Here is a 21,454-nt window from a genome sequence, read left to right as displayed (position 1 = left end):
CGGCGATTGGGAAGAAATTGCAGTCAAGGGTTCTAGCAGGCGGCAGCTCGAATGGCTGTCTATTTGTACCCTATTTTGTTTCGTTTCTATTGATCGTGCTTAATTTTTTTGATGGGTAATGCGATCTTGCGGCTATTCAGGGGCGCTGTATGGACTGGGCTAGCAGGGCAACTTGGGTGCGATCGCGCAGCCCTAACCGACTCAAAATGCTGGTGACGTGATTTTTGACCGTCCCTTCTAAAAGATAGCGCTGCTCAGCGATTTCATTGTTTAGCTGAATGGCTCGGGCCATAGTTTAGATCGTTTATGGATTGCCTGCGGCCAGTCGTCCGAATTGCAACATGAATTTGAAGCGCTATGAGAAAATGGAAGGGCGGGCAGTCTGGCCCTGTTTCCTGCACGCTCTGTCTTTTACACCGTCTGCTTTTTACGTATCCTGCCTCTCGTACCTTTTCGCCTATGCTGCGCCTCACCGAAGTCAAACTCCCTCTCGATCATACTGAGGAAGATTTGCAAGCAGCTATTCTTCAAAAGCTTAAGCTCTCTGCAAACGATTTGCAGGGCTACAAAGTCTTTAAACGGAGTTATGACGCCCGTAAGCGCGATGCCATCTCTCTGGTGTACACGCTTGATATAGAGACGCCAAAGCAAAAGCAGCTGCTCAAACAGTTCAAAAAAAATACGCGAATTTTGCCGACGCCTGACACGATCTATCGGTATGTAGCTCAAGCGCCTACTACACTCGCTGACGGCTCCCGTCCGGTAGTGATTGGGCTCGGGCCCTGTGGCATGTTTGCTGGGCTGCTGCTGGCGCAGATGGGGTTTCGGCCCATTATTGTCGAGCGGGGCAAAGCCGTACATGAGCGCTCCGTCGATACCTTCGGCTTTTGGAGCAAGCGCAAGTTTAACCCTGAGTCAAACGCGCAGTTTGGTGAGGGCGGGGCCGGTACGTTTTCAGACGGCAAGCTCTATAGCCGGATCAAAGACAACGACCATCACGGGCGTAAGGTGCTCGCAGAGCTGGTCAATCACGGCGCGGTGCCAGAGATTTTATATATTAGCAAGCCGCATATTGGCACTTACCGGTTGGTGAAGATTGTTGAAAATATGCGCCATCAGATTACGGCGCTAGGCGGCGAGATTCGCTTTCAAAATCGGGTGGAGACCGTAGAGGTAGAAGGCACCCAAGAAAATCGGCGGGTGCGAGGGGTGACCCTGGAGAGCGGTGAATTTATTCGGAGCGATCGCGTTATCCTCGCCGTTGGTCACAGCGCCCGTGACACCTTCGAGATGCTCCAGCAGCAGGGCGTTTACATTGAGCCTAAGCCCTTCTCAGTGGGTTTTCGCATAGAGCATCCGCAGCCACTGATCGATCAGTGCCGCTTTGGAGAAAAGGCGGGCCATCCGGTGCTGGGCGCTGCCGACTATAAGCTGGTGCATCACTGCACCAATGGGCGTTCGGTGTATAGCTTTTGCATGTGTCCGGGTGGTCAGGTAGTAGCAGCGACTTCCGAACCGGGACGGGTGGTGACTAATGGCATGAGCCAGTATGAGCGCAGCGGTAAAAACGCCAATAGCGGCATTGTGGTCGGCATTACGCCCGCTGACTATCCGGATGATGCGCTGGCAGGCATTGCGCTTCAGCGTCAGTTAGAGTCGCGGGCCTTTGAGCTAGGCGGCGGTACTTACGAAGCACCGGGGCAGCTCGTGGGAGATTTTTTAGCGGGGCGGCCTTCGACTGAGCTGGGAGCGGTGAAGCCGTCTTATCGGCCTGGGGTGCATTTGGGCGATTTGAGTACGAGTTTGCCAGACTATGCGATCGCCGCCATTCGCGAAGCCATCCCTGCCTTTGCCCAAAAGATCCCAGGCTTTGCCATGCACGACGCGGTCCTCACTGGCGTAGAAACGAGAACGTCTTCTCCTATTCGCATTAAGCGCGATGAAAACTATCAAAGCCTCAACACCATCGGGCTCTATCCGGCTGGAGAAGGGGCGGGCTATGCAGGCGGCATTCTCTCGGCAGCGGTAGATGGGATTAAAGTCGCGGAGGCAGTTGCGCTGAGCTTGGTCAGCCGCGATTGATAAACAATCTATACGAACCTATAATAAATTCCCTGTTTTCTCCTAACTGCCTTTGCTTTGGAGCGACAGTAAAAGAAGAGTGTTACAGCCAATGGGTAAGGAAGGGAACAATGGCGATCGCCAGCATTAATCCAGCCACCGGGGAAACGCTCAAAACCTATTCACCGCTGACTGCCGAGCAAATAGAGCAGGCTCTGACTCAGGCTCAGGCGACGTTTGTTGACTACAAAAAGGTGGGTTTCAGTCAGCGCCGTCAGTGGCTGCACCAGGCCGCAGCAGAACTAACTGCCCAAAAAGCCGATCTGGGCAAACTGATGACCCTGGAGATGGGTAAGACGCTGAGTAGCGCGATCGCCGAAGTAGAAAAGTGCGCCTGGGTGTGCCGCTACTACGCAGACGAAGCCGAAGGTTTTTTGCAAGACGAATCCGCTACCACTGATGCTAGCCACAGCTATGTCCGGTTTTTCCCAATCGGCATATTGCTGGCGGTGATGCCGTGGAATTTTCCCTTTTGGCAGGTGTTTCGGGCGGCGGCTCCGGCCCTGATGACCGGTAATCCTATTTTGCTGAAGCACGCTTCTAATGTGCCGCAGTCGGCGCTGGCGATCGCCGACATTTTCACCACTGCCGGGTTCCCATCTGGGATGTTTCAAACCCTGCTAATCGGCGCAGATCAGGTAGAGGCGATGATTGCTGATGAGCGAGTTAAGGCCGTCACGCTGACGGGCAGTGGCCCTGCGGGTGCCGCCGTCGCCGCTACTGCCGCCCGCCATATCAAAAAAGCGGTGCTGGAGCTGGGGGGGAGCGATCCGTTTATTGTGCTGCCGAGTGCCGACTTGGAGAGTGCGATCGCCACTGCTACCACCGCCCGCCTGCTGAACAATGGCCAGTCTTGCATTGCAGCCAAGCGATTCATTTTGGTTGGCGATATTGCCGATGCTTTTGAGCAAGGGCTCGCCGAAAAATTTGCTCAGCAGACCATAGGCGATCCGCTAGATCCTGAGACCGACATCGGGCCACTGGCAACGCCTGGCATTCTGGAAGATTTGCACGAGCAGGTGCAAGCCTGCATCGATCAAGGGGCAACTGTCTTGGTTGGCGGCGATTTTGAAGCGCTGAAGCAGCAGTTATCCGACCGGCTGCAAGCTGGCAATTTTTACCCGCCCACGATTCTCACCAGCATCCCTCCTGGCACGCCAGCCGATCAGGAAGAGTTCTTTGGCCCGGTGGCGCTGGTTTTTCGGGTGCCGGATATTGAGGCCGCGATCGCCCTGGCAAATTCCACCGCGTTTGGCCTGGGAGCCAGCGCTTGGACTACTGATGAAACCGAGCAGCAGCAGCTAATTAACGAGCTAGAAGCCGGGGCTGTCTTTATCAATGGCCTGGTAAAATCTGACCCGCGCTTGCCCTTTGGTGGCATCAAGCAGTCTGGCTATGGCCGCGAACTTGCCCGCTACGGCCTGCTAGAGTTTGTCAATGCCAAAACCGTCTGGGTTAAATAGAACGCATGAACACCGCCGAACTCCTCGTCCGCTGCCTGGAAAACGAAGGTGTGAAATACATCTTCGGCCTACCCGGCGAAGAAAACCTGCATTTTCTCCAGGCGCTCAAACGATCTTCTATCCAGTTCATTACCACTCGTCATGAGCAGGGCGCAGCCTTCATGGCCGATGTCTACGGGCGGCTCACCGGCAAAGCGGGCGTCTGCCTTTCGACGCTCGGGCCAGGCGCGACCAATCTGATGACCGGCGTCGCCGATGCTAACTTAGACCGGGCACCGCTGGTGGCGATTACCGGGCAGGTGGGCACTGATCGGATGCATATCGAATCTCACCAATATTTAGATTTGGTCGCTATGTTTGCGCCGGTTACCAAGTGGAATAAGCAGATTGTACGGCCCAGCAATACGCCCGAGATTGTGCGTAAGGCCTTTAAGCTAGCGCAGAGCGAACTGCCTGGGGCGGTGCATATTGACCTGCCCGAAAATATTGCTGAGATGACGGCTGAAGGAGCCCCCCTGCGGGCCGATCCGCCGACGATTCCGGTGGCATCTGTGGAGAGTTTACAGCGGGCGGCGATCGCGATTTCCCAGGCCAGCAACCCCATGATTTTGGTTGGTAATGGGGCGATTCGCAATCGGGCCAGCGAGGCCATTACTCGCTTTGCTAGGGCGCTAAATATTCCGGTGACCAATACCTTTATGAGCAAGGGGGTGATTGACTATCGAGATGAGCGATCGCTCTGGACCGTTGGACTGCAGCAGCGAGACTACATTGCTTGCGCCCTCGATGAAAGCGATCTGATTATTGCGATCGGCTACGACCTGATTGAATATGGCCCTAAAAAGTGGAATCCTCAGGGCGACCTGCCGATTGTGCATATCGCCGTCACTCCGGCTGAAATTGACAGCAGCTACATTCCCACCGTAGAAGTGCTGGGCGATATCTCTGACGCGCTCAACGAAATTGGCAAACGCATCCATCGCCCCCAAAGTGATACCAATCAGCCGCACACTATCGGCACTCCCTTCGCCAGTCTTCGCGCCGAAATGCAGGCCGACTACGAAAAATACGCTACCGATACGGGCTTCCCGATCAAGCCTCAAAAGCTGCTGTACGACCTGCGCCAGGTGCTCGATCCTGAAGACATTGTGATTTCCGATGTGGGTGCGCACAAAATGTGGATTGCCCGCCACTACCACTGCGCTCGGCCCAATACCTGCTTGATTTCCAACGGATTTGCCTCAATGGGAATCGCCATCCCAGGAGCCGTCGCAGCCAAACTCGTGCATCCTTCTCGTAAAGTAGTCGCTGTCACCGGAGACGGCGGCTTTATGATGAACTGCCAGGAGCTAGAAACCGCCCACCGCATCAGCACCGCCTTTGTCACCATTATCTTCAATGACGGTGGTTACGGCCTGATCGAATGGAAGCAAGAATCTCATTACCACGAGTCTTCTTACATTAAGTTCAACAATCCTGATTTTGTAAAATTTGCCGAAAGTATGAACCTGAAAGGCTACCGCATCAAATCAGCAGAAGACTTTGTGCCTACGCTCAAAGAAGCGTTAGAACAGAATGTTCCTGCTGTGATTGACTGCCCAATTGACTATCGAGAGAATCTGTTGTTTAGCAAACAGTCTCAAGGGCTCAGTTGTCCATTGCCGAGTTAGGGAGGCGTAGAAACTAGCCGTACCCATACAAGGCAGCGCTATTCTAAGCAGTGACCACTTTCAGTACGAGTGCCATACGGCGTGCCATCAGCCCGGTAGCCGCCCCCGCCCGGCACAACCAAAATGTCAGGCGGCGGGCAGTCGTGCAGCATATAGTGAGCGTTGATGGTCAGCGCATTCCGAGCCAAAATAGTCGCAGACTCAGCAACGGTACAGACATTAAAAGGATTGCTGCCATCTCGCTTCCCTGTGACTGAAAACACTTCAAAAGGGCCAGCAAAGTCTAAAACTTCAACGTCATTGAAAATGAGAATGGCAACGTTTCTGGTCATCATTATCTGCTGAGTGTCAGCACGGTAAGAGATATCTTTAGCAGCAGCCACCGCCGTCATAGTACCAGCTAGAGTCAGTAACGGTAACCTCGTCAGAGGCTGCTAGAGCATTCGCCGTTTTGTCGCAAATCGCTAGCGGCAAACCCGGCTGTAGAATGTGGCCGTCACCATCGTCAAAATAGGGCTGATCACCGGCATAAACAGCCATCTTCCCAGTAAAGATGCAGGCCCCATCCGCCGGAACGGGCACTTTAAAGGAAACAGAATCTAAGCTTTCCAACATCAGGTCCTTATCCATCTGATAGGTTTTCGCGTTAAGTAAGCGATAAGGACGACGAGCCCTGACTTCAACCTGACCAAACCCCGCATCGACGATTTTTTGGGTATAGCCTTCGTAGGTGAGCGCGCCTGACAGACACATCGCCCGCAGTCGCTCATCCTTTTTCAAATGTGCCGGAATTTCGCGAGTCGCAATGGGATCGCTCATCACCAGACGGCCTCGGGGCTTGAGCACCCGGTAGGCTTCGGCCAAAGCTTTGGCAAGGTCTTCCGGCTCAAAGATATTAAAAAGGCAGTTTTGAGCCACTACATCTACCGAATTATCGGGCATCGGCAAATTAAAAGCATCACCGGCCTGAATGCTGACAAAGGCAGGGTCAAACCAGTCATTTTGCTCAGCAGCGATCGCCAAATTACGCACTGCCGCCGCCCGCATAGACTCAACCGGGTCAACGGCGACAACCGCACCAGCCCGACGAGAAAAATAGGCAAACTGGAGCGCCTCCAAACCACCGCCCACGCCGACATACAGCACCGTCGGGTCACCCGTCAGCTCAGCCGGATGAACGGTCGTACCGCAGCCATAGTTCATTTCCTGCATCTGACAAGGGACAGTGAGTCCCGGCATTTTTAGAGGGGTGCTCTGCACGCAGCAAAGCCCAACGTCAGGGGTTTCAGCAACTTCTGTATAAAAGTCGGCAACGGTTTCTAGATAGCTCAAAATGTCCTCGTGGGGGATACGTGGGTGGATGATGGCCAATCTGTCCTGGCAGTCTGGCTGTGAGGTTTTATTTTAGAATCTATCACTGAGTTATCGCTGAGATTTTTCCCTCATTAGATGATTGGGCATTAGGTGATTGTGAGGCCGGTCGATATCATTGAAGTAGAAAAACTTTTCACAGAGGACTGTGCTGGTTTGCTTCAAACTAGCTGATACGGTGGCTGACCTATGCGAACTCAAACCCTGATAGCTGCTGTGAGCCTGCTGTGGGTGCTGGGCGCTTGTCAGACGCGAACGCCTGTAGAGCCTGAGGTGGCGAGTCCTGAAGTGGCGACCCCCGCGCCGACACCTAGCGCTACCCCGCCCGAGACTGAAACTGACCCAGATGTCAGTTTGGCCGTTGCCGATTGCGATCGCCCTGAACCCACCGTTTCCCCTCTAGCCACACCCGCCGATATGCCGGTGTACGAACAGTTCAATTTTCAGCCTGAAGCGATGGCGATCGCCAACGGCAACGTAGCGGTCAAAACGCCTTACTACACATTCTCTCTTTGCAAAGGGAATAGCACCTGGCGCATCACCTCAACTGAACCCACCACAGAAGAAGACTTTGACTACGAGCGCTTCCTGGCAGAGCTAGCCAACCCCGCCTATCAAACACTAGAGGTGAATGGTGAGACTTACGAATATCGGATCAGACTAGAAGCCGACTGGCTCACCGAACAACTGAATTCAGCAACCGATCCCGCTGCTGCATCCAATGACGAAGGCGATGACGCCGTGTACTTTGAGCTAAAAACGCCCGATGGCGAGACTATCAGCCGTCAGCTCTATACGTTAGCCGAATTGCGAGAGGCTCAGCTTGGTGCCAGCTTAGGGACGCCCGAGATTGCAGGCTCGATAGTCACCGGAAAAACAATTTGGTGGGCAGCGACGACTAGCCAGGGAGAAGGCGATAGTGGCTTTGCCAGTCTGCTACATTACAGCTCCGATACGGGCGAGTTGACTGTTGATCAGCCCGAAGACATTCAAGGCGACCAGATTACGGCGATCGCCGCCACCGGCAATCCCAAAAACCCAATACTCTGGCTAGGCACGCAGCGCGCAGGTGAAGGCAATCCTTACTTACCCGCTAATGGCCTGGTTGCCTACCAACCCAAAACCAAAAAACTCAAAAGCTACACCGTCACCAACAGTTCTCTGGTGGGAGCGATTCCACATCAGCTGACAGTCGCTAACGAGTCACTGTGGGTAGCGACTGGCAACGGCATCTGTCAGGTGCGATGGAAAACCGTCGATCAGGCCAAAAGCTGGCGCTGCTGGCAGACCACGACCACAGCCACCCTACCGGCAGAGGGGGCAAAGATCTATCCCACTTTTCTCGCAACCGAGCCCGCTGCCACCCTGAGCGCATCCGCAGTAGAAGTGCTCTGGGCCGAACAAGCTCAGTCGGATCAGCCTGATCAGGCTAATACAGAGCCCATTCGATACGAAGTCGCTTATCAACCAGGATTTGAGGCGCAGCTCTCTCAGGGCGGCTATCGGGTGGCTAATCCGGTGGCTCAGCGAGCGGTTCGAGGAGAGCCGATTTTTTGGCCGGGACGGCAGTGGCACTGGGAGGGCGATCGCTTCGTGCGCGGCTTTGATGAAGTCGCCCTAAACCTGGTAGGCGGTGGCCCCTATGGCCTGGTCTCATCGACTGATGACGACCGCCTGGCGTTTGATCACAGCGCCATTCGCGGCAGTTTTGATCTGCTGAGTCTGAGTCAGGAAGCGACCAAAGTACGCTACTACTCTGGCTGGATAGAGAGCGCTGAACTGGAAATTTATCCCAAGCTTATCGCCGTCACGCCTCCTGATAAAGCAGCGCCCAATCCGCTCACTAAGATGGCAGCTGACTTACCTCAAAATCAAGGGCCTTAGAGCAGAAGCCAATCTGTCAGGTGTCAGTAGCTTAGACTACAGTTTTTGAATGGGTCGTTAGGATCACAACAGAAGACTATCAGAACCGCATCTCGGTTTGTTTTAACCTGACCGACAGCGGCGACAACATCCCATGCAAAATCGAAATCTACTGGCTGCTGTGAGCCTGCTTTGGCTGCTAGGGGCTTGCCAGGTGCCAAGTACAAGTACGCCAGCAGCCAGCCCTGAAGCTGAAACGGTGAGTGACACAGCTACTGACTCCTCAGCGCCAGTAACTTGCGATCTTCCCGATGCCCCTTCACCGCTGACCACACGAGAAAATCAACCCGCCTACGAGCAGTTTAATTTCAGACCGCAGAGCATCGAAATTACCGATGGTATTATTGCAGTCAAAACACCTTACTACACGTTCTCTTTTTGTCAGGGCGATTCCACCTGGTCAATCACCTCTACCGAAGCTGTGCCAGAGGAAGATAGCTACAGCAGCCTCTTACAGGAGATGGCCAACCCTACCTACAAAACTATCGAAGTCAACGGAGAGCCCTACCAATACCGCATTCGGCTACAGGCTGATTGGCTCGACGAGCAGATTCGCTCCGAGTCAGATCCATCCGCAGTGTCACCACCCGTTGATCGCTCTGACGGAGACAACGCCGTACACTTTGAGCTAAAAACGCCTGATGGCATCACTATCGACCGTCAGCTCTACACTTTAGAAGACCTGAAAGCTGCCGATTTAGGAGCCTCCCTCGGACCGCCTCGAATCGCTGGGGCTGTCGCTGTGGGTGATGACATCTGGCTAGCTGCCACTGCCGAACAGGGCGAGGGTAACAGCGGCTTTGCCAGCCTGATACGCTACCGCACCGGAACTGGTGATCTGACCGTTCAACAGCCCGATCAGATTCAGGGCGATCAGTTTAATGCGATCGCCGCCACTGGCAGCCCCGAAGACCCGACGCTATGGCTTGGCACTCAAATCGCGGGTGAAGGCAATCCTTACATCCCCGCCCACGGCCTGGTAGCTTACAAACCAACTACTGAAAACCTGACGACCTACACCGTCAGCAACAGCCCAATGGTGGGTGCTATTCCCTTTCAGCTAGCCGTCGCGGGCGACTCACTCTGGGTAGGTACGGGTAACGGCGTCTGTCAGGTGCCGTGGCAAACGCCCGACGATGCCGAAAGCTGGAACTGCTGGCAGTTTACGGCTACGGCAAGCTTACCGGCAACGGGCGTAGATCTGTACCCCAGCTTTCTAGCCGATGAATCCGCTACCACACTCACCCAATCCGAGGTTGAAGTGCTGTGGCTCAGCCAGGCATATACCCGAGACGGCGAGCTGAGTAAGCTTCGCTATGAAGTGGTCTACGAGCCGGGATTTGAGACGCAGCTAGTGCCCGGTGGCTATCAGATAAACGAAGTGGCATTCGGCTCATCTGAAGAAAACTCTATTTTCTGGGCTGGGCGACAGTGGCATTGGAATGGCGATCGCTTCGTGCGCGGTCTCGACGAAGTCTCCCTCAGTCTGTTCGGTGGTGGCCCCTACGGACTCACTTCATCTGATGAACCCATCGGCATTACGCAAGACGCTGACGCCATCCGAGGCGATTTTGATCTGCTTCTCTTGACAGAAGAAAGTACTCAAGTCCGTTATTACTCTGGCTGGGTAGAAGGTGACAGCCTGGAGGTTTACCCAAAAGTCGTCCCGACGACACCGCCCGCGACTGTGAGTCCTAACCCGCTCAATTCCGTCGTTGATGTCTCATCGGAAGGTTCATAATGGGGCTGATACGCTCATGGAGACATGACGCCAGTTATCTCCACAGGTAGTTTGGCGGGTGACAAGCGCCCTCTATGCTCAGGGAACTGTCGATTAGTCACTTATGCTATGTCTCTAGACCCTGCCGCTGTAAAGACAGACTCGCCAGCGTCGGCTCATTTAGAAACAGATGATCTAGAAGCGCAGTTTCAGGCTGAGCTTGACAGCGCCCCTCTCACTCGCCCGATGTGGATGCTGTGGATTCTCTCTGCTGGGCTGATTGCGCTAGACGGCTTCGACTTTTTTGTCATCGGTGTGGCGATGCCGCTTATTCAAAGAGACTTTGGCCTGAATACGGGGTGGGTGGGGGCGATCGCCACTGCCGCGCTAGTCGGCGCGCTCATCGGCTCACTCACCCTTGGCCCCGTCACCGATAAAGTGGGCCGTCAGCGCATGTTGGTAGTCGACATCGGGCTGTTTATCGTCGCCTCAGCCGCGACAGCGCTAGCATGGAATGCCTGGTCGCTGTTGATTTTTCGTTTTTTAGTCGGCGTTGGCATTGGCGCAGACTACCCAATTAGCGTCGCCTACATTACCGAAAATATGCCCGCTCGGCTGCGCGGTCGCATGGTGATTGGCGCGTTCAGCTTTCAGTCGGTAGGGGCGCTGCTGGGCGCACTGGTCGGCTGGGCGATTATCTGGGCCTTTCAACAGACCGCGCCAGATCTGGCAGTTGGCTATGCCTGGCGGTGGATGCTGGGTGTCGGCATTGCTTTATCTATCTTAGTCGGCGGACTGCGGCTGTTGTTTTTATTAGAAAGCCCTAGCTACTATCTGGCAAAAGGAGAGTATGCAGCCGCGTCTGAGGCGGCTTCTCAGCTGTTAGAGAAATCTATTGTTCTCAAACCCGATGCTCCTCAAGAAGCCGGTGAGCAGGCGGATACTTCAAAAACTCTGGGCTATGGCGATCTGTTCTCACCTGCCTACAGTCGCCAAACGGCACTGGCCGCTATTCCCTGGTTTCTACAAGATATCGCCACTTACGGCATCGGCATCTTCACGCCGACGATCATCGCCACCCTGGCCTTTTCTCAAGAGAGCAGTCTGCTGATGCAGGAGATGGCCTCGGCACGGGGGGCGGCAATGGTCAACGTGTTTTTAGTGATTGGCTTTTTGATAGCCGTGCTGTTGGTTGACCGGGTGGGCCGTATTCCTTTACAGATAGGGGGGTTTATGGGAATGGCAGCAGGTCTTTGTTTGCTCTCCTTTGCGGGCTCGACGCAGATCGGCCTACTGTTCACTGGCTTTATCGTGTTCAATCTGATGATGAATCTAGGGCCTAACTCTACGACGTTTCTACTGTCGGGTGAGGTGTTTCCTCCGGCCATTAGAGCAAGCGGAGCCGGGTTAGCGGGTGCTGTTGCTAAGTCAGGTGCGGTACTGGGGGCCTTGGGTTTACCTGTATTGCAAGAGAGTATTGGGTTGGCTGGGTTACTGCGATCGCTCGCCCTGATCTGCATACTTGCCGCCATCATCACCTACAGCCTACGCACTGCCCTCAGCTATAGCCTATCGCCCAGTCACAAATAGCACAGATCTCTAGAAAGCCCTATCAAACTCTGCTAAAAGTAAATAGTAGAGCTGTCTGAATATCCCCACAGAAAAAGAACCCAGCATGATGCCCCCTGAAGAAAACTGGTACATCGTCAAACAAGCCTCTCAACAGTGCGAAATTGTCTCCGCGCAGGCGCTAGAAACTTCAGAGGATAAAGGTTCAGAGCGCTGGGGACCCTTTGAAACGCAAAGTCAGGCCATTGCCAAGCGCGTCGGCCTGATTAGAGCAGGAAAATGTCAGCCCAGCTAGCCCTATCTAAAAGGTAAACCTGAAAGTGAACCAGTAGAGGGAACTCTACTGGTTACTATTTACTGCCTACTGCGTACTACCCACTAAAAGCAACTACTGCCTAGCAGTCCCTACAGCACTAGCCGACTGTCGCTGAGCGCGAATAGAGTCGGTAAGCACTTCCAGCGCTTTAGCGTACTGCGGATCTTCTGGTGTGCCAATCTTCTCGCGATCTTCTGCGAGCATGTCGCGCTGTTCTTCGGTTAACTCCACGACAAAGTCAGGTTCAATGCCCTGCTTATTGATATCTCGACCGTCTGGCGTCAGGTATTTGGCAATGGTGACCGCTACACCCGAGCCGTCTGCCAGGCCGCGAACCGACTGTACTAATCCCTTACCAAAGGTTTGGGTACCAACCAGCGTAGCTCGATTATTGTCTTGCAGTGCGCCAGAGAGTATTTCACTGGCACTCGCTGAGCCGCCGTCAACCAGCACCACCAGGGGCCGGTCAGTCAGCGCCTGATTGTGCGCCACCTCTTCATCGCTTATCGAATTGCGATCTACCGTCGAGACGATAGTGCCTTCTTCTATCCACATCTCAGCAATGTCAATACTGGAGAAGAGCAGGCCGCCCGGGTTAGAGCGCAAGTCAAGCACGTAGCCAGTCACATCACGCTTCTCTAGCGACTGAATCGCCTCGCGCATTTCAGCCGCAGCGTTAGCACTAAATTGCGTCAGGCGAATATAGCCCACCGACCCTTCAGGTCCAGTCTCTACAGAGTATTCAACCGGATGAATTTCGATGCGTGCCCGCGTAAGCTCAAACTCCATCGGACGACTGTCACGATTGACCGAGATCTGTACCTGCGAGTTAACCGGCCCGCGAATCAGGTTGACTGCGTCGCTCAGCGCCATACCCTCAGTGCTTTGCCCATCGATAGCGGTAATCACATCGCCAGAGAGCAGTCCGGCTTCGTAAGCGGGCGTTTGCGCAATCGGTGAAACGACGACTATTTCTTTGGTTTCTTCTTCTTGAGTGATTTGAATACCGACCCCGGTCAGCTCGCCCGAGGTGTCGATTTGCATGTTGCTAAATTCTTGAGGATCCATAAACCGGGTGTAGGGATCTTCAAGCTGCTCTAGCATCTCGCGCACAGCTGTGTAAGCTTCTTCTTGGTCCGTGTAGGTGCGGTTGAGATATGTCGTCCGAACGCCCTCCCAGTCAACGGAGTTAAATGACCCATCGACATATTCGTGATCGATGAGCTGCCAGACCTCGTCGATCAGCTCTTTGGGGCTTTCCTTAAAGAATGCTTGGCCATCGGCCAGGTGAATACCGGTGCCTGTAACGACGACGGCGACACTCGCTAATGCGGTTGCTCCAAGGATAAGACCGCGCTTGGTAACTGCCATAAAGATTAAGAATCCTGTGAGGAGGACATCAATATGCCCAATTTAGCACACACCCCTTATTAGTAGTCTGAGCTTAGGGTAAAGAGATACCTCGCTCGTTTAAAGGATGTACTTAAGTATATAAGGTAAGACAAAGTCAAGGCTTATTATCTGGGGTTTAGACCAGTTTTCTAAGCGAACATATAGCGTTACCCGGATGCATTTGGGTAGCGCGAGTCACTTGGCCTGTTGTTATGCAAAGGGGTTGCCTGCGTTGCTGTATTCAAGCCAAGTGACCAACGCTATATAACCGCAAGCAAACTATAGCCGCCCAACTGCTACCAGGCTTTTACACCGTAGCGCCGACCGGTGCAGCTGTGGTTTCTGTGTCGGGCTCTAGCCAGCGGCCGTCGCCTTTGATTAAGTTGATCAATTCTTCTACCCCTTGGGCTTCGGGCACGCGCTTAATCTCTTCGCGGCCTCGATAGAGCGCAATGGTACCCGGCTGCTTACCGACGTAGCCATAGTCGGCGTCAGCCATCTCACCCGGGCCGTTGACGATGCAGCCCATCACGGCGATATCTAAGCCGGTAAGGTGGCTAGTGGCTTCACGTACTTTATGCAGTACTTCTTCTAAATTAAACAGGGTACGACCGCAAGAGGGGCAAGCGACGTACTCCACCATGGTTTTGCGCAATCCCAAAGCCTGCAAGATGCTGTAGCACACCGGAATTTCTTTTTCGGGGGCTTCGGTCAGAGAGACGCGGATGGTATCGCCAATGCCCATCGCCAGGAGCGTGCCGATGCCTGCGGTTGACTTAATTCGGCCATATTCGCCATCGCCCGCTTCAGTGACGCCCAAATGCAGGGGGTAGCTCATGCCGAGTTCGTCCATGCGTTTTACCATCAGCCGATAGGCCGCTAGCATAACGGGCACCCGCGAAGCCTTAAGCGAGATGACGATGTTATAAAAATCTAGCGACTCACAGATGCGGATAAATTCTAGGGCCGATTCCACCATGCCTTCGGGCGTGTCGCCGTAGGTAAAGAGCATTCGCTCTGCCAGAGAGCCATGATTGACGCCAATGCGCATGGCTTTGCCCTGATCTCGTAGCGAAATGACGAGCGGCTCTAAGGTTTCGCGGATTTTTGCGCCGATGCCGTCAAATTCGGCCTGGGTGTATTCGGTGCGATCGCTCGCCGGTTTTTCAAAGACATACAGACCCGGATTAATCCGTACCTTATCGACGTGCTTAGCCACCTCTAGCGCGATTTTCATGCCGTTATGATGAACGTCAGCGACCAGCGGCACAGTCTGATAGGTCTTGGCCAGCCGGTCTTTGATTTCGGCTAAGGCGCGGGCATGAGCCATGCTAGGTACCGTTACCCGCACAATCTCACAGCCAATTTCGTGCAGCCGCCGAATGCCGGCTACCGAGCCGTCAATATCGAGCGTGTCTTCATTGATCATCGACTGCACCACGACCGGGTGCCCGCTGCCGATGGTGACATCGCCCACTTTTACCGGGCGAGTCTTGCGCCGGATGATGGTGGTCTCAAAGTCAGCGGCCTCAGCAGGGGTATCAGATGAAGTGCTGATAGGCGCAGGGGGAGAAGACAGAGTTGGCATAGTGAGGATCGAGTGCAGTTAACCCGGTACATCAGGTCAGGGATTCCCTTTCAGGTTGCCATAGAATGCACCGCTTTGAGCGGTTTCTCTTGAGTATCTAGTTCACGTTTTGCTGCTGACAATTTAGATGTGATCTGTGCGACTGGCCGCAGATCGTCAGGAAGACTGCGCGTCAGCTACGCTAGCTGGGCGGTACATTCTAAAATCATTCGCTGGTTGGCCGTCGCATAGGGCTGCACGATGAGCGCCTGTCGAAAAGACTGAATAGCGGCAGCGTAATGACCAACGGCGCAATGGCAAAGCCCTAATCCGTGAAGCGCACCGAAATGGTGAGGCACCAGCTGAATGACTTTTTGACAGTCGGCGATCGCCTGCCAGTAATTGCCACGGGTGTAGTGTAAAACAGCCCGCCGGTTCCAGGCTTCGGCAAAATCGGGTTGGACTCTAATAACATCGTCTAGCAGCGCTTCAGCCTGATCGGGCTGGCCCTCTTCTAGCAGCTTCTGAGCCTGCATGAGCTGCTGGAAGCCATAGACGCCTTTTTGGTGAAACCACAGGTGCCAAAGGGTGGCTGAGGCGCGATCGCGGACGGCTGCATCCGACTGTTTGAGATCAGCTAGCAGCTGTTCAAGCGAAGAATGCTCCATCGGATTCATTGACAAAAGATTTGAGAGGCAAAAAGATAGCTGTCGCACTCCGTAGCAACGACTAACTTCAAGTTATTATAGCTTTGGTGAGATCGGTCTATCCCCTGAGATAGCAATGGGTCAGCTCGGGGTTATATAGAGATAGGAATACATCAAGACAGTAGGCGAGCGCTGAGCCCGCATGAAAAAAGCTCGGCTACCGGGTGGCTGGCCGAGCTGGGGTCTTCCGCTTACTTTAATCTCGACTCTAAATAGCTCAAACAAGGCTTCGGTGATCCGGTACTAACGAACTCATCGGTGTCTTGCTGGGCGCTAGATATCAGATAAGCAAGCGTGATTCTAGTTCAGATGTCTAGCTGGGTAGGGCTAATAGCTCGTGGGCGTCAGCCCCTAATCTGCAAGTCAACACCTGATGCTAAAACCACTGACTGTTCATTAGCAATCTAGGCAGTGCGCTTTCGCTTGATTGCGCCCATACCTAGTCCGGCGATCGCCAAACCTGCTAAAGTTGCAGGCTCGGGCACTGAAGCAGCTGTGTCACCAGCTACCGAAAGAGAGGGCACGGGAGCTTCCGTTGCCGTTCCTTTGCTTGAACCATCAGAAGCTACAGCAGGAGAGGGCATGGTAGCAGTGCTGCTAGTCTCAGGAGTACCTGAGCCAGGCCTTACAACATCAGCAGTGAAGTCGCTTGACACTACATTGCTAGGACGAAGAGCAGCCGACAGACTCTGAGTATCGCAGCCAGTCGCCAGCAGAAGAAGCGGTAAAGATACCTTCAGCCCTTGCTTCTTCATGAATGTAATCATTGGGTTCATAGACACCTTCATTTGAGAATTTATTAAGAACAGACAGAAATGCGGACTGTTACTGAAGCAGCTACCTCGTAACAGTTATGCCCTTGCTATATCTATCCACAAAAAATATTAGATGTCCGTAAACCTGAGGAGGCTTTATAAGGCCCACATACTTTATACCTGCGTAGAGGTAATTAGCTTAATCATCAAGAAAATTTTCACGTGTGAAGGGATGAGCTGACGTGCTTTAGCCGACCGTCCAGGCATCAGTGAGTCGCTGCTCTTTAAAAGCCTTTATTAGACCGACCGGCATAGCCTTGCAGAAGCGTTAGCTTTGTCTTAAAAGCAGATTCAACCTCTATTTGAAGCCCTTCTCGGCTAGAATTTTCTCCACTTTTGCCTGGTGGGCGTTCTCCCACTCAGCCAGAGACTGAGCCGCGTCTTTTTCTGTTCTATTTTTGGCAATCTGCCAGACTTCTTCCTGGCGGGCTATTGGCACAACCGCAATCCCCTCTTCATCGGCAATGATGATATCGCCGGGTGACACACGCACACCGCCGCAGACAACTGGCGTATTCAGTGAACCCAGCGTTTCTTTTGCTCCAGGAATGGGGATACAGCCTCTCGCAAACACCGGAAAGCGGGCTGCTCTGATTTCAGCGAGATCTCGCACCGCGCCATCAATCACAAAACCAGCGATGCCTCTTTTTTGGGCGATCGCACATACGTTACCCCCACAGAGAGCGTAGTCACTATCTCCGGCTTCGACAACAATCACATCGCCCGGCTGAGCCCGGTAGATTGCGGCGTGAAACATCAAATTGTCACCGGGGGCGCAGCGAGCGGTATAGGCAGGCCCGGCTATGCGCCGCATTTGCGGCCAAATTTCTTGCAGGCCAATATCCATAAACTGCTCGCGGCCTAAGCCGTCAGCGTAGGCAGTCGGCGACAGCGCTCTGTACTTTGCATAGTCGGACATGGGAACCGGGGTGAGATGAAGCGAGTGGCTGAACATACGACGGCAAACCGAGCTAGCTAGCGGTCTGACAAGCAGTGCTGTCATTGGGAGACGGTTCGACAGTCACCGTTTCAAAGCCTGTGCTCTCAAGCAGCTCTCTGACAACCAGTTCGGCGCGGTCGTTAGCCTGGCCTAAGATGTCTTGTTCACAAGCGGCTTGCTCAATTTTAGTGAGCGCTTCCCTTTGAGCTAGATCCTGTAGTTCGGGCGCTCGATCTGGCCCCAGGTTAAACCAGCCCCGGCTGTAGTCATATACGCTAGAGCGCTCTACGTCTATCTTGGTATCTAGCAGTTGGGGCGGCGGCAATACTAGCCTGACGCCCTGTCCGCCATCTGCCGCTGTAAAAGTGCTGACATCGGCGGTGCTCATCTCAGCCAAATCTACACCCGCTCGCACTTCGCCATAGGCAACATAGAGCAGGTTGGTTTGGCCAATAGTGTATTCGCCCAGCTTGCGATCGCTCTGCGCCGGCACCACTGCTTCCATCGTAAAGACTGCCGTCGTCAGCTCACTCACATTCTGCACCTGTTCGATCACCACAGTACGCACATCGACCGTTTCTTCGGGTGGCTTGGGAGTGAGCGCTAGCTGGATGCCTTCTATAAACCGACTGCCTGAGCGTAAAAAGGCGAGCCCAGCCAGACTTGCCACGATCACAGCGCCGCCAGTCATCGCAATTGCCAATAGCTGCAAAGAGCGGAAAATCGGCGATCGCTTCGTTTTGGAGAAGCGATCGCGCTTCAATGGAGCAGGCTGCTGGCGGTAAGGATCAGGCAAGCGAGACTTCATAACATAAAACCAGACGACACTTCCTATCTTACAGGGAACTTTCTGGGATCGAGGCCGGTATCCTCAGGTCGCTAGTCGTTGCCCCCGTCACTTCTTGCCTACTTGGCAGCCGTGCGACTGCGAATAAACAACTTCTCTAGCTCAACCCACACAAATAGCAGCGTGCTAAAGCCCACACAGACCGTCAATTCTGTCAGCGAAAGATAGTGAGTGCCAAAGAAATTGCGTAGCGGCGGCACGTAAATTAGCAGCAGTTGCAATATCGTTGTAACCACGACTGCCAGCAGCACGTAGGGATTAGAAAACTGCGACATTTCGATTGCTAAGCGTCGGTCAGAGCGAACGGCGATCGCATGCCCCATCTGCGACAGACATAGCATGGTAAATACCATCGTCTTCCAGCGGTCTGGGTTACCGGGTGTGCTGTGCGTGTAGCCATAAGACCAGAGCATCAGGGTAATTGCCAAAATCGCAAAGACAATGCCCACCCGAACCATATAGAACCCCAGTCCTCGGGCAAAAATGCTCTCTTTGGGATCGTGTGGCGGTCTGTCCATCATATTCGGCTCGGGCGGCTCTAGAGCCAGGGCCAGGGCCGGAAAGCCGTCAGTCACCAGGTTCATCCACAAAATTTGCAGCGGCGTCAGCGGCACTGCCACAATCGGCAGCAATAAGGGAGAAAGGGCAATGGTGATGACTTCGCCAATATTGGAGCCGAGAATGTATTTTACAAAGCGGCGGATGTTGCTATACACCACCCGCCCTTCTTCGGTCGCGGAGACGATAGAAGCGAAGTTGTCGTCTAGCAGCACCATGTCGCTGGCTTCTTTGCTAACGTCGGTGCCGGTAATCCCCATCGCCACGCCGATGTCTGCCTGCTTCAGCGCTGGCGCATCGTTGACCCCATCTCCGGTCATGGCCACCACCTGATTTTGTGCTTGCAGCGCCTGCACAATCCGCAGCTTGTGCTCTGGCGACACCCGCGCGTAAACGCTGACCGATTTTACGACGGCTTCTAGCTCATCCTGGCTCATGGCCTCTATTTGCTGGCCGGTCAACGCCTTGGTCTCACCATCTGCTAGCAGACCCAACTCTACACCCAGCGCTTTGGCAGTCAGCGGGTGATCTCCGGTAATCATCACCGGGCGAATGCCAGCTCTCTGACAGCGTTTGACGGCGTCGCGAACCTCGGGGCGGGGGGCGTCGAGCATAGCCACCTGACCTAGCCAAATGAGATCTTGCTCAGCAGCGGCTTCGGTGAGTTCGGTGGTGGTCTCGTTTTTGCCTAAAGGCCGGTAGGCAAAGCCCAGTACGCGCCCACCGTCAGCCGCGAGCGATTCCGCTTTTTGCAAAATTTCTTGACGGGCCGCATCGGTGAGCGATTGCCCTTCTCGCCCGATGCGATCGCACCGCTCCAGCAGCAGCTCCGCCGATCCCTTAGCAAAAACGACCGCCGCTGCCTCAATGCCGAGGCGGTTGCTCTCGGGCACCGTCACCACCACGCTCATCCGCTTGCGTTCAGAAGAGAACGGAAACTCATCTTGCCGGGTGAACTCATATTCCAACTGCTTTTTCTCTAGCCCCGCCTTAGCCGCCAGCGTCACCAGCGCCCCTTCAGTGGGGTCGCCGACAATCGCCCACTCTCCCGCTTCAGTTTGCAAAGCCGCGTCGTTACACAGCGCGCAGTTTAGTAGCAGCATAGCCAGTGTCGGCTTCTCTAAAGGCTCAACCGACTTTTCGCCTAGCTGAAACGATCCCTCCGGCGTATAGCCCTCACCGCTCACCGTAAAGTCGCGCTCAAACGGCAGCCCCGGCACATGCACCGACTGCACCACCATTTTATTTTGCGTCAGCGTCCCGGTTTTATCTGAGCAAATCGTCGTTACCGATCCCAGCGTCTCTACTGCCGGTAGCCGCCGGATTAGTGCGTGTCGCCGGACCATGCGCTGCGTGCCAATCGCCAGTGTCACAGTGATCACAGCGGGCAGTCCTTCTGGCACGACGGCTACGGCCATACTTAGCGATACCGTCAGCAGATCTTCAAATGCTTGCCAGCCCAGTGCCAGGCAACCGCCAACCACCACCAGCGCCACCAGCGTCAGCGACCCGATCACCAGCGTGTTGCCCAGATGCGCCAGCCGCTGTTGCAGAGGCGTCGCCAGCACTGATACTGACTGAATCATTTCGGCAATTCGCCCTATCTCAGTCTTCATGCCCGTGCGGGTGACCAGCATTCTGCCACGCCCGTGGACAATCTCTGTACCTTGAAAAACTAAATTCTTGCGGTCGGCCAGATCGATCTCTGGCGACAGCTTTGTATCAGCCTGCTTTTCTACCGCCGTCGCTTCACCTGTGAGCGCCGACTCCCGCGCTTGCAGACTTGCCGCTTCTAGCAGCCGTCCATCTGCGGCGACCTGGTCGCCAGCTTCTAATAGCACCACGTCGCCGGGGACTAAGTCTTTGGCAGGCACCTGCTGCCGCTGACCGTCTCGAATGGCCTGTACGCTAGGAGCCGATAAGTTTTTAAGCCCTGCCAGCGCCTGCTCAGCCCGGCTTTCTTGAAAGTAGCCCAGCACCGCATTCAGCAAGACAATGGCGGTAATGGCGATCGCATCCTTCGGAAAATCACCTGCTCTGATATCCAGCACCGCTGCCACCACTGCCACCCCAATCAGCATCAGCAGCATGACATCGGCGAACTGATCAAGCAAGATCTGCCAACGACTGCGTCCACCGGTCTCTTTGAGTTCGTTGGTGCCATACTCAGCGAGTCTTTGCTCTGCCGCTTGCGCCGACAGACCCTCCTCAGGGCTGGCGCTTAGCGCTTCTACCGCTTGGTCGATATCGAGGGCGTGCCACTGCTGAACTGTAGTCATTACAGAGTCTCTGACGTGCTTTAGGTTAGGATAAGCCACTAAGCCTATAGACAGAAGTGTATAGCACTGGTCTGCCAGCACCGTTCTCTCCAAAGTCATGCCCCAACGCTAGCGGCCTAAAGCGTCGTAAAAGGGTCTTGTGGCAATTGGCCTTTTTACAGACGCGACTGACGCTAAGAAGGCGATAGGGTCTGAT

General features: G+C 54.3%; 17 protein-coding genes. 7 read left to right on the top strand and 10 right to left on the bottom strand.

Annotation, left to right across the window (positions count from 1 at the left end):
• Window positions 1-136: 136 nt before the first annotated feature.
• Window positions 137-292 carry a LuxR C-terminal-related transcriptional regulator gene (locus CKL79_RS05615; RefSeq protein ID WP_346427046.1) on the bottom strand — a complete coding sequence of 52 codons (156 nt, stop codon included), beginning with the start codon at window positions 290-292 and terminating at the stop codon, window positions 137-139.
• Window positions 293-459: 167 nt separating this feature from the next.
• Between CKL79_RS05615 and CKL79_RS05610 the strand changes: the two genes are divergently transcribed.
• Genes CKL79_RS05610 through CKL79_RS05600 form a run of 3 tightly spaced genes read left to right on the top strand, consistent with a single transcriptional unit; the run spans window position 460 to window position 5,254 of the window.
• Window positions 460-2,082, top strand: coding sequence for an NAD(P)/FAD-dependent oxidoreductase (locus CKL79_RS05610; RefSeq protein WP_121968605.1), 1,623 nt, complete (start codon window positions 460-462; stop codon window positions 2,080-2,082).
• A complete protein-coding gene (locus CKL79_RS05605) occupies window positions 2,079-3,584 on the top strand; it encodes an NAD-dependent succinate-semialdehyde dehydrogenase (RefSeq protein ID WP_276299185.1) in 1,506 nt (501 codons plus the stop codon). The genes CKL79_RS05610 and CKL79_RS05605 overlap by 4 nt, the downstream gene beginning before the upstream one ends.
• A gap of 5 nt (window positions 3,585-3,589) precedes the next feature.
• Complete coding sequence (locus CKL79_RS05600) at window positions 3,590-5,254, top strand: acetolactate synthase large subunit (protein ID WP_121968603.1); 1,665 nt, start codon at window positions 3,590-3,592, stop codon at window positions 5,252-5,254.
• A gap of 38 nt (window positions 5,255-5,292) precedes the next feature.
• Here the strand turns inward: CKL79_RS05600 and CKL79_RS05595 are convergent, their stop codons facing one another.
• Entirely contained in the window at window positions 5,293-5,646 is a 354-nt protein-coding gene (locus CKL79_RS05595) for a hypothetical protein (protein WP_205879007.1), read from the bottom strand.
• Entirely contained in the window at window positions 5,624-6,586 is a 963-nt protein-coding gene (arsM, locus tag CKL79_RS05590) for an arsenosugar biosynthesis arsenite methyltransferase ArsM (RefSeq protein WP_121968602.1), read from the bottom strand. The genes CKL79_RS05595 and arsM overlap by 23 nt, the downstream gene beginning before the upstream one ends.
• A gap of 228 nt (window positions 6,587-6,814) precedes the next feature.
• On the opposite strand from arsM, the gene CKL79_RS05585 reads away from it, so the two are divergent.
• From CKL79_RS05585 to CKL79_RS05570, 4 genes are all read left to right on the top strand, one after another.
• Window positions 6,815-8,509, top strand: coding sequence for a hypothetical protein (locus CKL79_RS05585; RefSeq protein ID WP_121968601.1), 1,695 nt, complete (start codon window positions 6,815-6,817; stop codon window positions 8,507-8,509).
• A gap of 133 nt (window positions 8,510-8,642) precedes the next feature.
• Window positions 8,643-10,289, top strand: coding sequence for a hypothetical protein (locus CKL79_RS05580; RefSeq protein WP_121968600.1), 1,647 nt, complete (start codon window positions 8,643-8,645; stop codon window positions 10,287-10,289).
• A gap of 225 nt (window positions 10,290-10,514) precedes the next feature.
• Complete coding sequence (locus tag CKL79_RS05575) at window positions 10,515-11,858, top strand: MFS transporter (RefSeq protein WP_346427047.1); 1,344 nt, start codon at window positions 10,515-10,517, stop codon at window positions 11,856-11,858.
• Window positions 11,859-11,943: 85 nt separating this feature from the next.
• Window positions 11,944-12,132: a hypothetical protein gene (locus CKL79_RS05570; RefSeq protein ID WP_240518688.1), complete on the top strand. Its 189-nt coding sequence runs from the start codon at window positions 11,944-11,946 to the stop codon at window positions 12,130-12,132.
• Window positions 12,133-12,225: 93 nt separating this feature from the next.
• Here CKL79_RS05570 and ctpC read toward each other — a convergent pair whose 3' ends face one another.
• The 7 genes from ctpC to CKL79_RS05535 all read right to left on the bottom strand — a co-directional run bounded on the left by ctpC (window position 12,226) and on the right by CKL79_RS05535 (window position 21,258).
• Window positions 12,226-13,524: a carboxyl-terminal processing protease CtpC gene (gene ctpC / locus CKL79_RS05565; protein WP_121968598.1), complete on the bottom strand. Its 1,299-nt coding sequence runs from the start codon at window positions 13,522-13,524 to the stop codon at window positions 12,226-12,228.
• Between the two features lie 328 nt (window positions 13,525-13,852).
• Window positions 13,853-15,142 carry a (E)-4-hydroxy-3-methylbut-2-enyl-diphosphate synthase gene (gene ispG, locus CKL79_RS05560; RefSeq protein WP_121968597.1) on the bottom strand — a complete coding sequence of 430 codons (1,290 nt, stop codon included), beginning with the start codon at window positions 15,140-15,142 and terminating at the stop codon, window positions 13,853-13,855.
• 167 nt (window positions 15,143-15,309) lie between these two features.
• On the bottom strand, window positions 15,310-15,780 hold the full coding sequence (locus tag CKL79_RS05555) for a tetratricopeptide repeat protein (RefSeq protein ID WP_121968596.1): 471 nt from the start codon (window positions 15,778-15,780) through the stop codon (window positions 15,310-15,312).
• Between the two features lie 443 nt (window positions 15,781-16,223).
• A complete protein-coding gene (locus CKL79_RS23105; protein WP_170943982.1) occupies window positions 16,224-16,403 on the bottom strand; it encodes a PEP-CTERM sorting domain-containing protein in 180 nt (59 codons plus the stop codon).
• A gap of 529 nt (window positions 16,404-16,932) precedes the next feature.
• Window positions 16,933-17,553 carry an RraA family protein gene (locus tag CKL79_RS05545; protein ID WP_121968594.1) on the bottom strand — a complete coding sequence of 207 codons (621 nt, stop codon included), beginning with the start codon at window positions 17,551-17,553 and terminating at the stop codon, window positions 16,933-16,935.
• 52 nt (window positions 17,554-17,605) lie between these two features.
• Window positions 17,606-18,382, bottom strand: a complete 777-nt coding sequence (locus tag CKL79_RS05540) for a DUF4230 domain-containing protein (RefSeq protein WP_121968593.1) — start codon at window positions 18,380-18,382, stop codon at window positions 17,606-17,608.
• A gap of 98 nt (window positions 18,383-18,480) precedes the next feature.
• On the bottom strand, window positions 18,481-21,258 hold the full coding sequence (locus tag CKL79_RS05535) for a cation-translocating P-type ATPase (RefSeq protein WP_121968592.1): 2,778 nt from the start codon (window positions 21,256-21,258) through the stop codon (window positions 18,481-18,483).
• Window positions 21,259-21,454: the final 196 nt, after the last annotated feature.

Source organism: Leptolyngbya sp. BC1307, from assembly GCF_002286735.1.
GTDB lineage: Bacteria > Cyanobacteriota > Cyanobacteriia > Phormidesmidales > Phormidesmidaceae > Phormidesmis.
The sequence above is the reverse complement of the archived record's forward strand: the minus strand, read 5'-3'. Positions and strand labels throughout refer to the sequence as shown.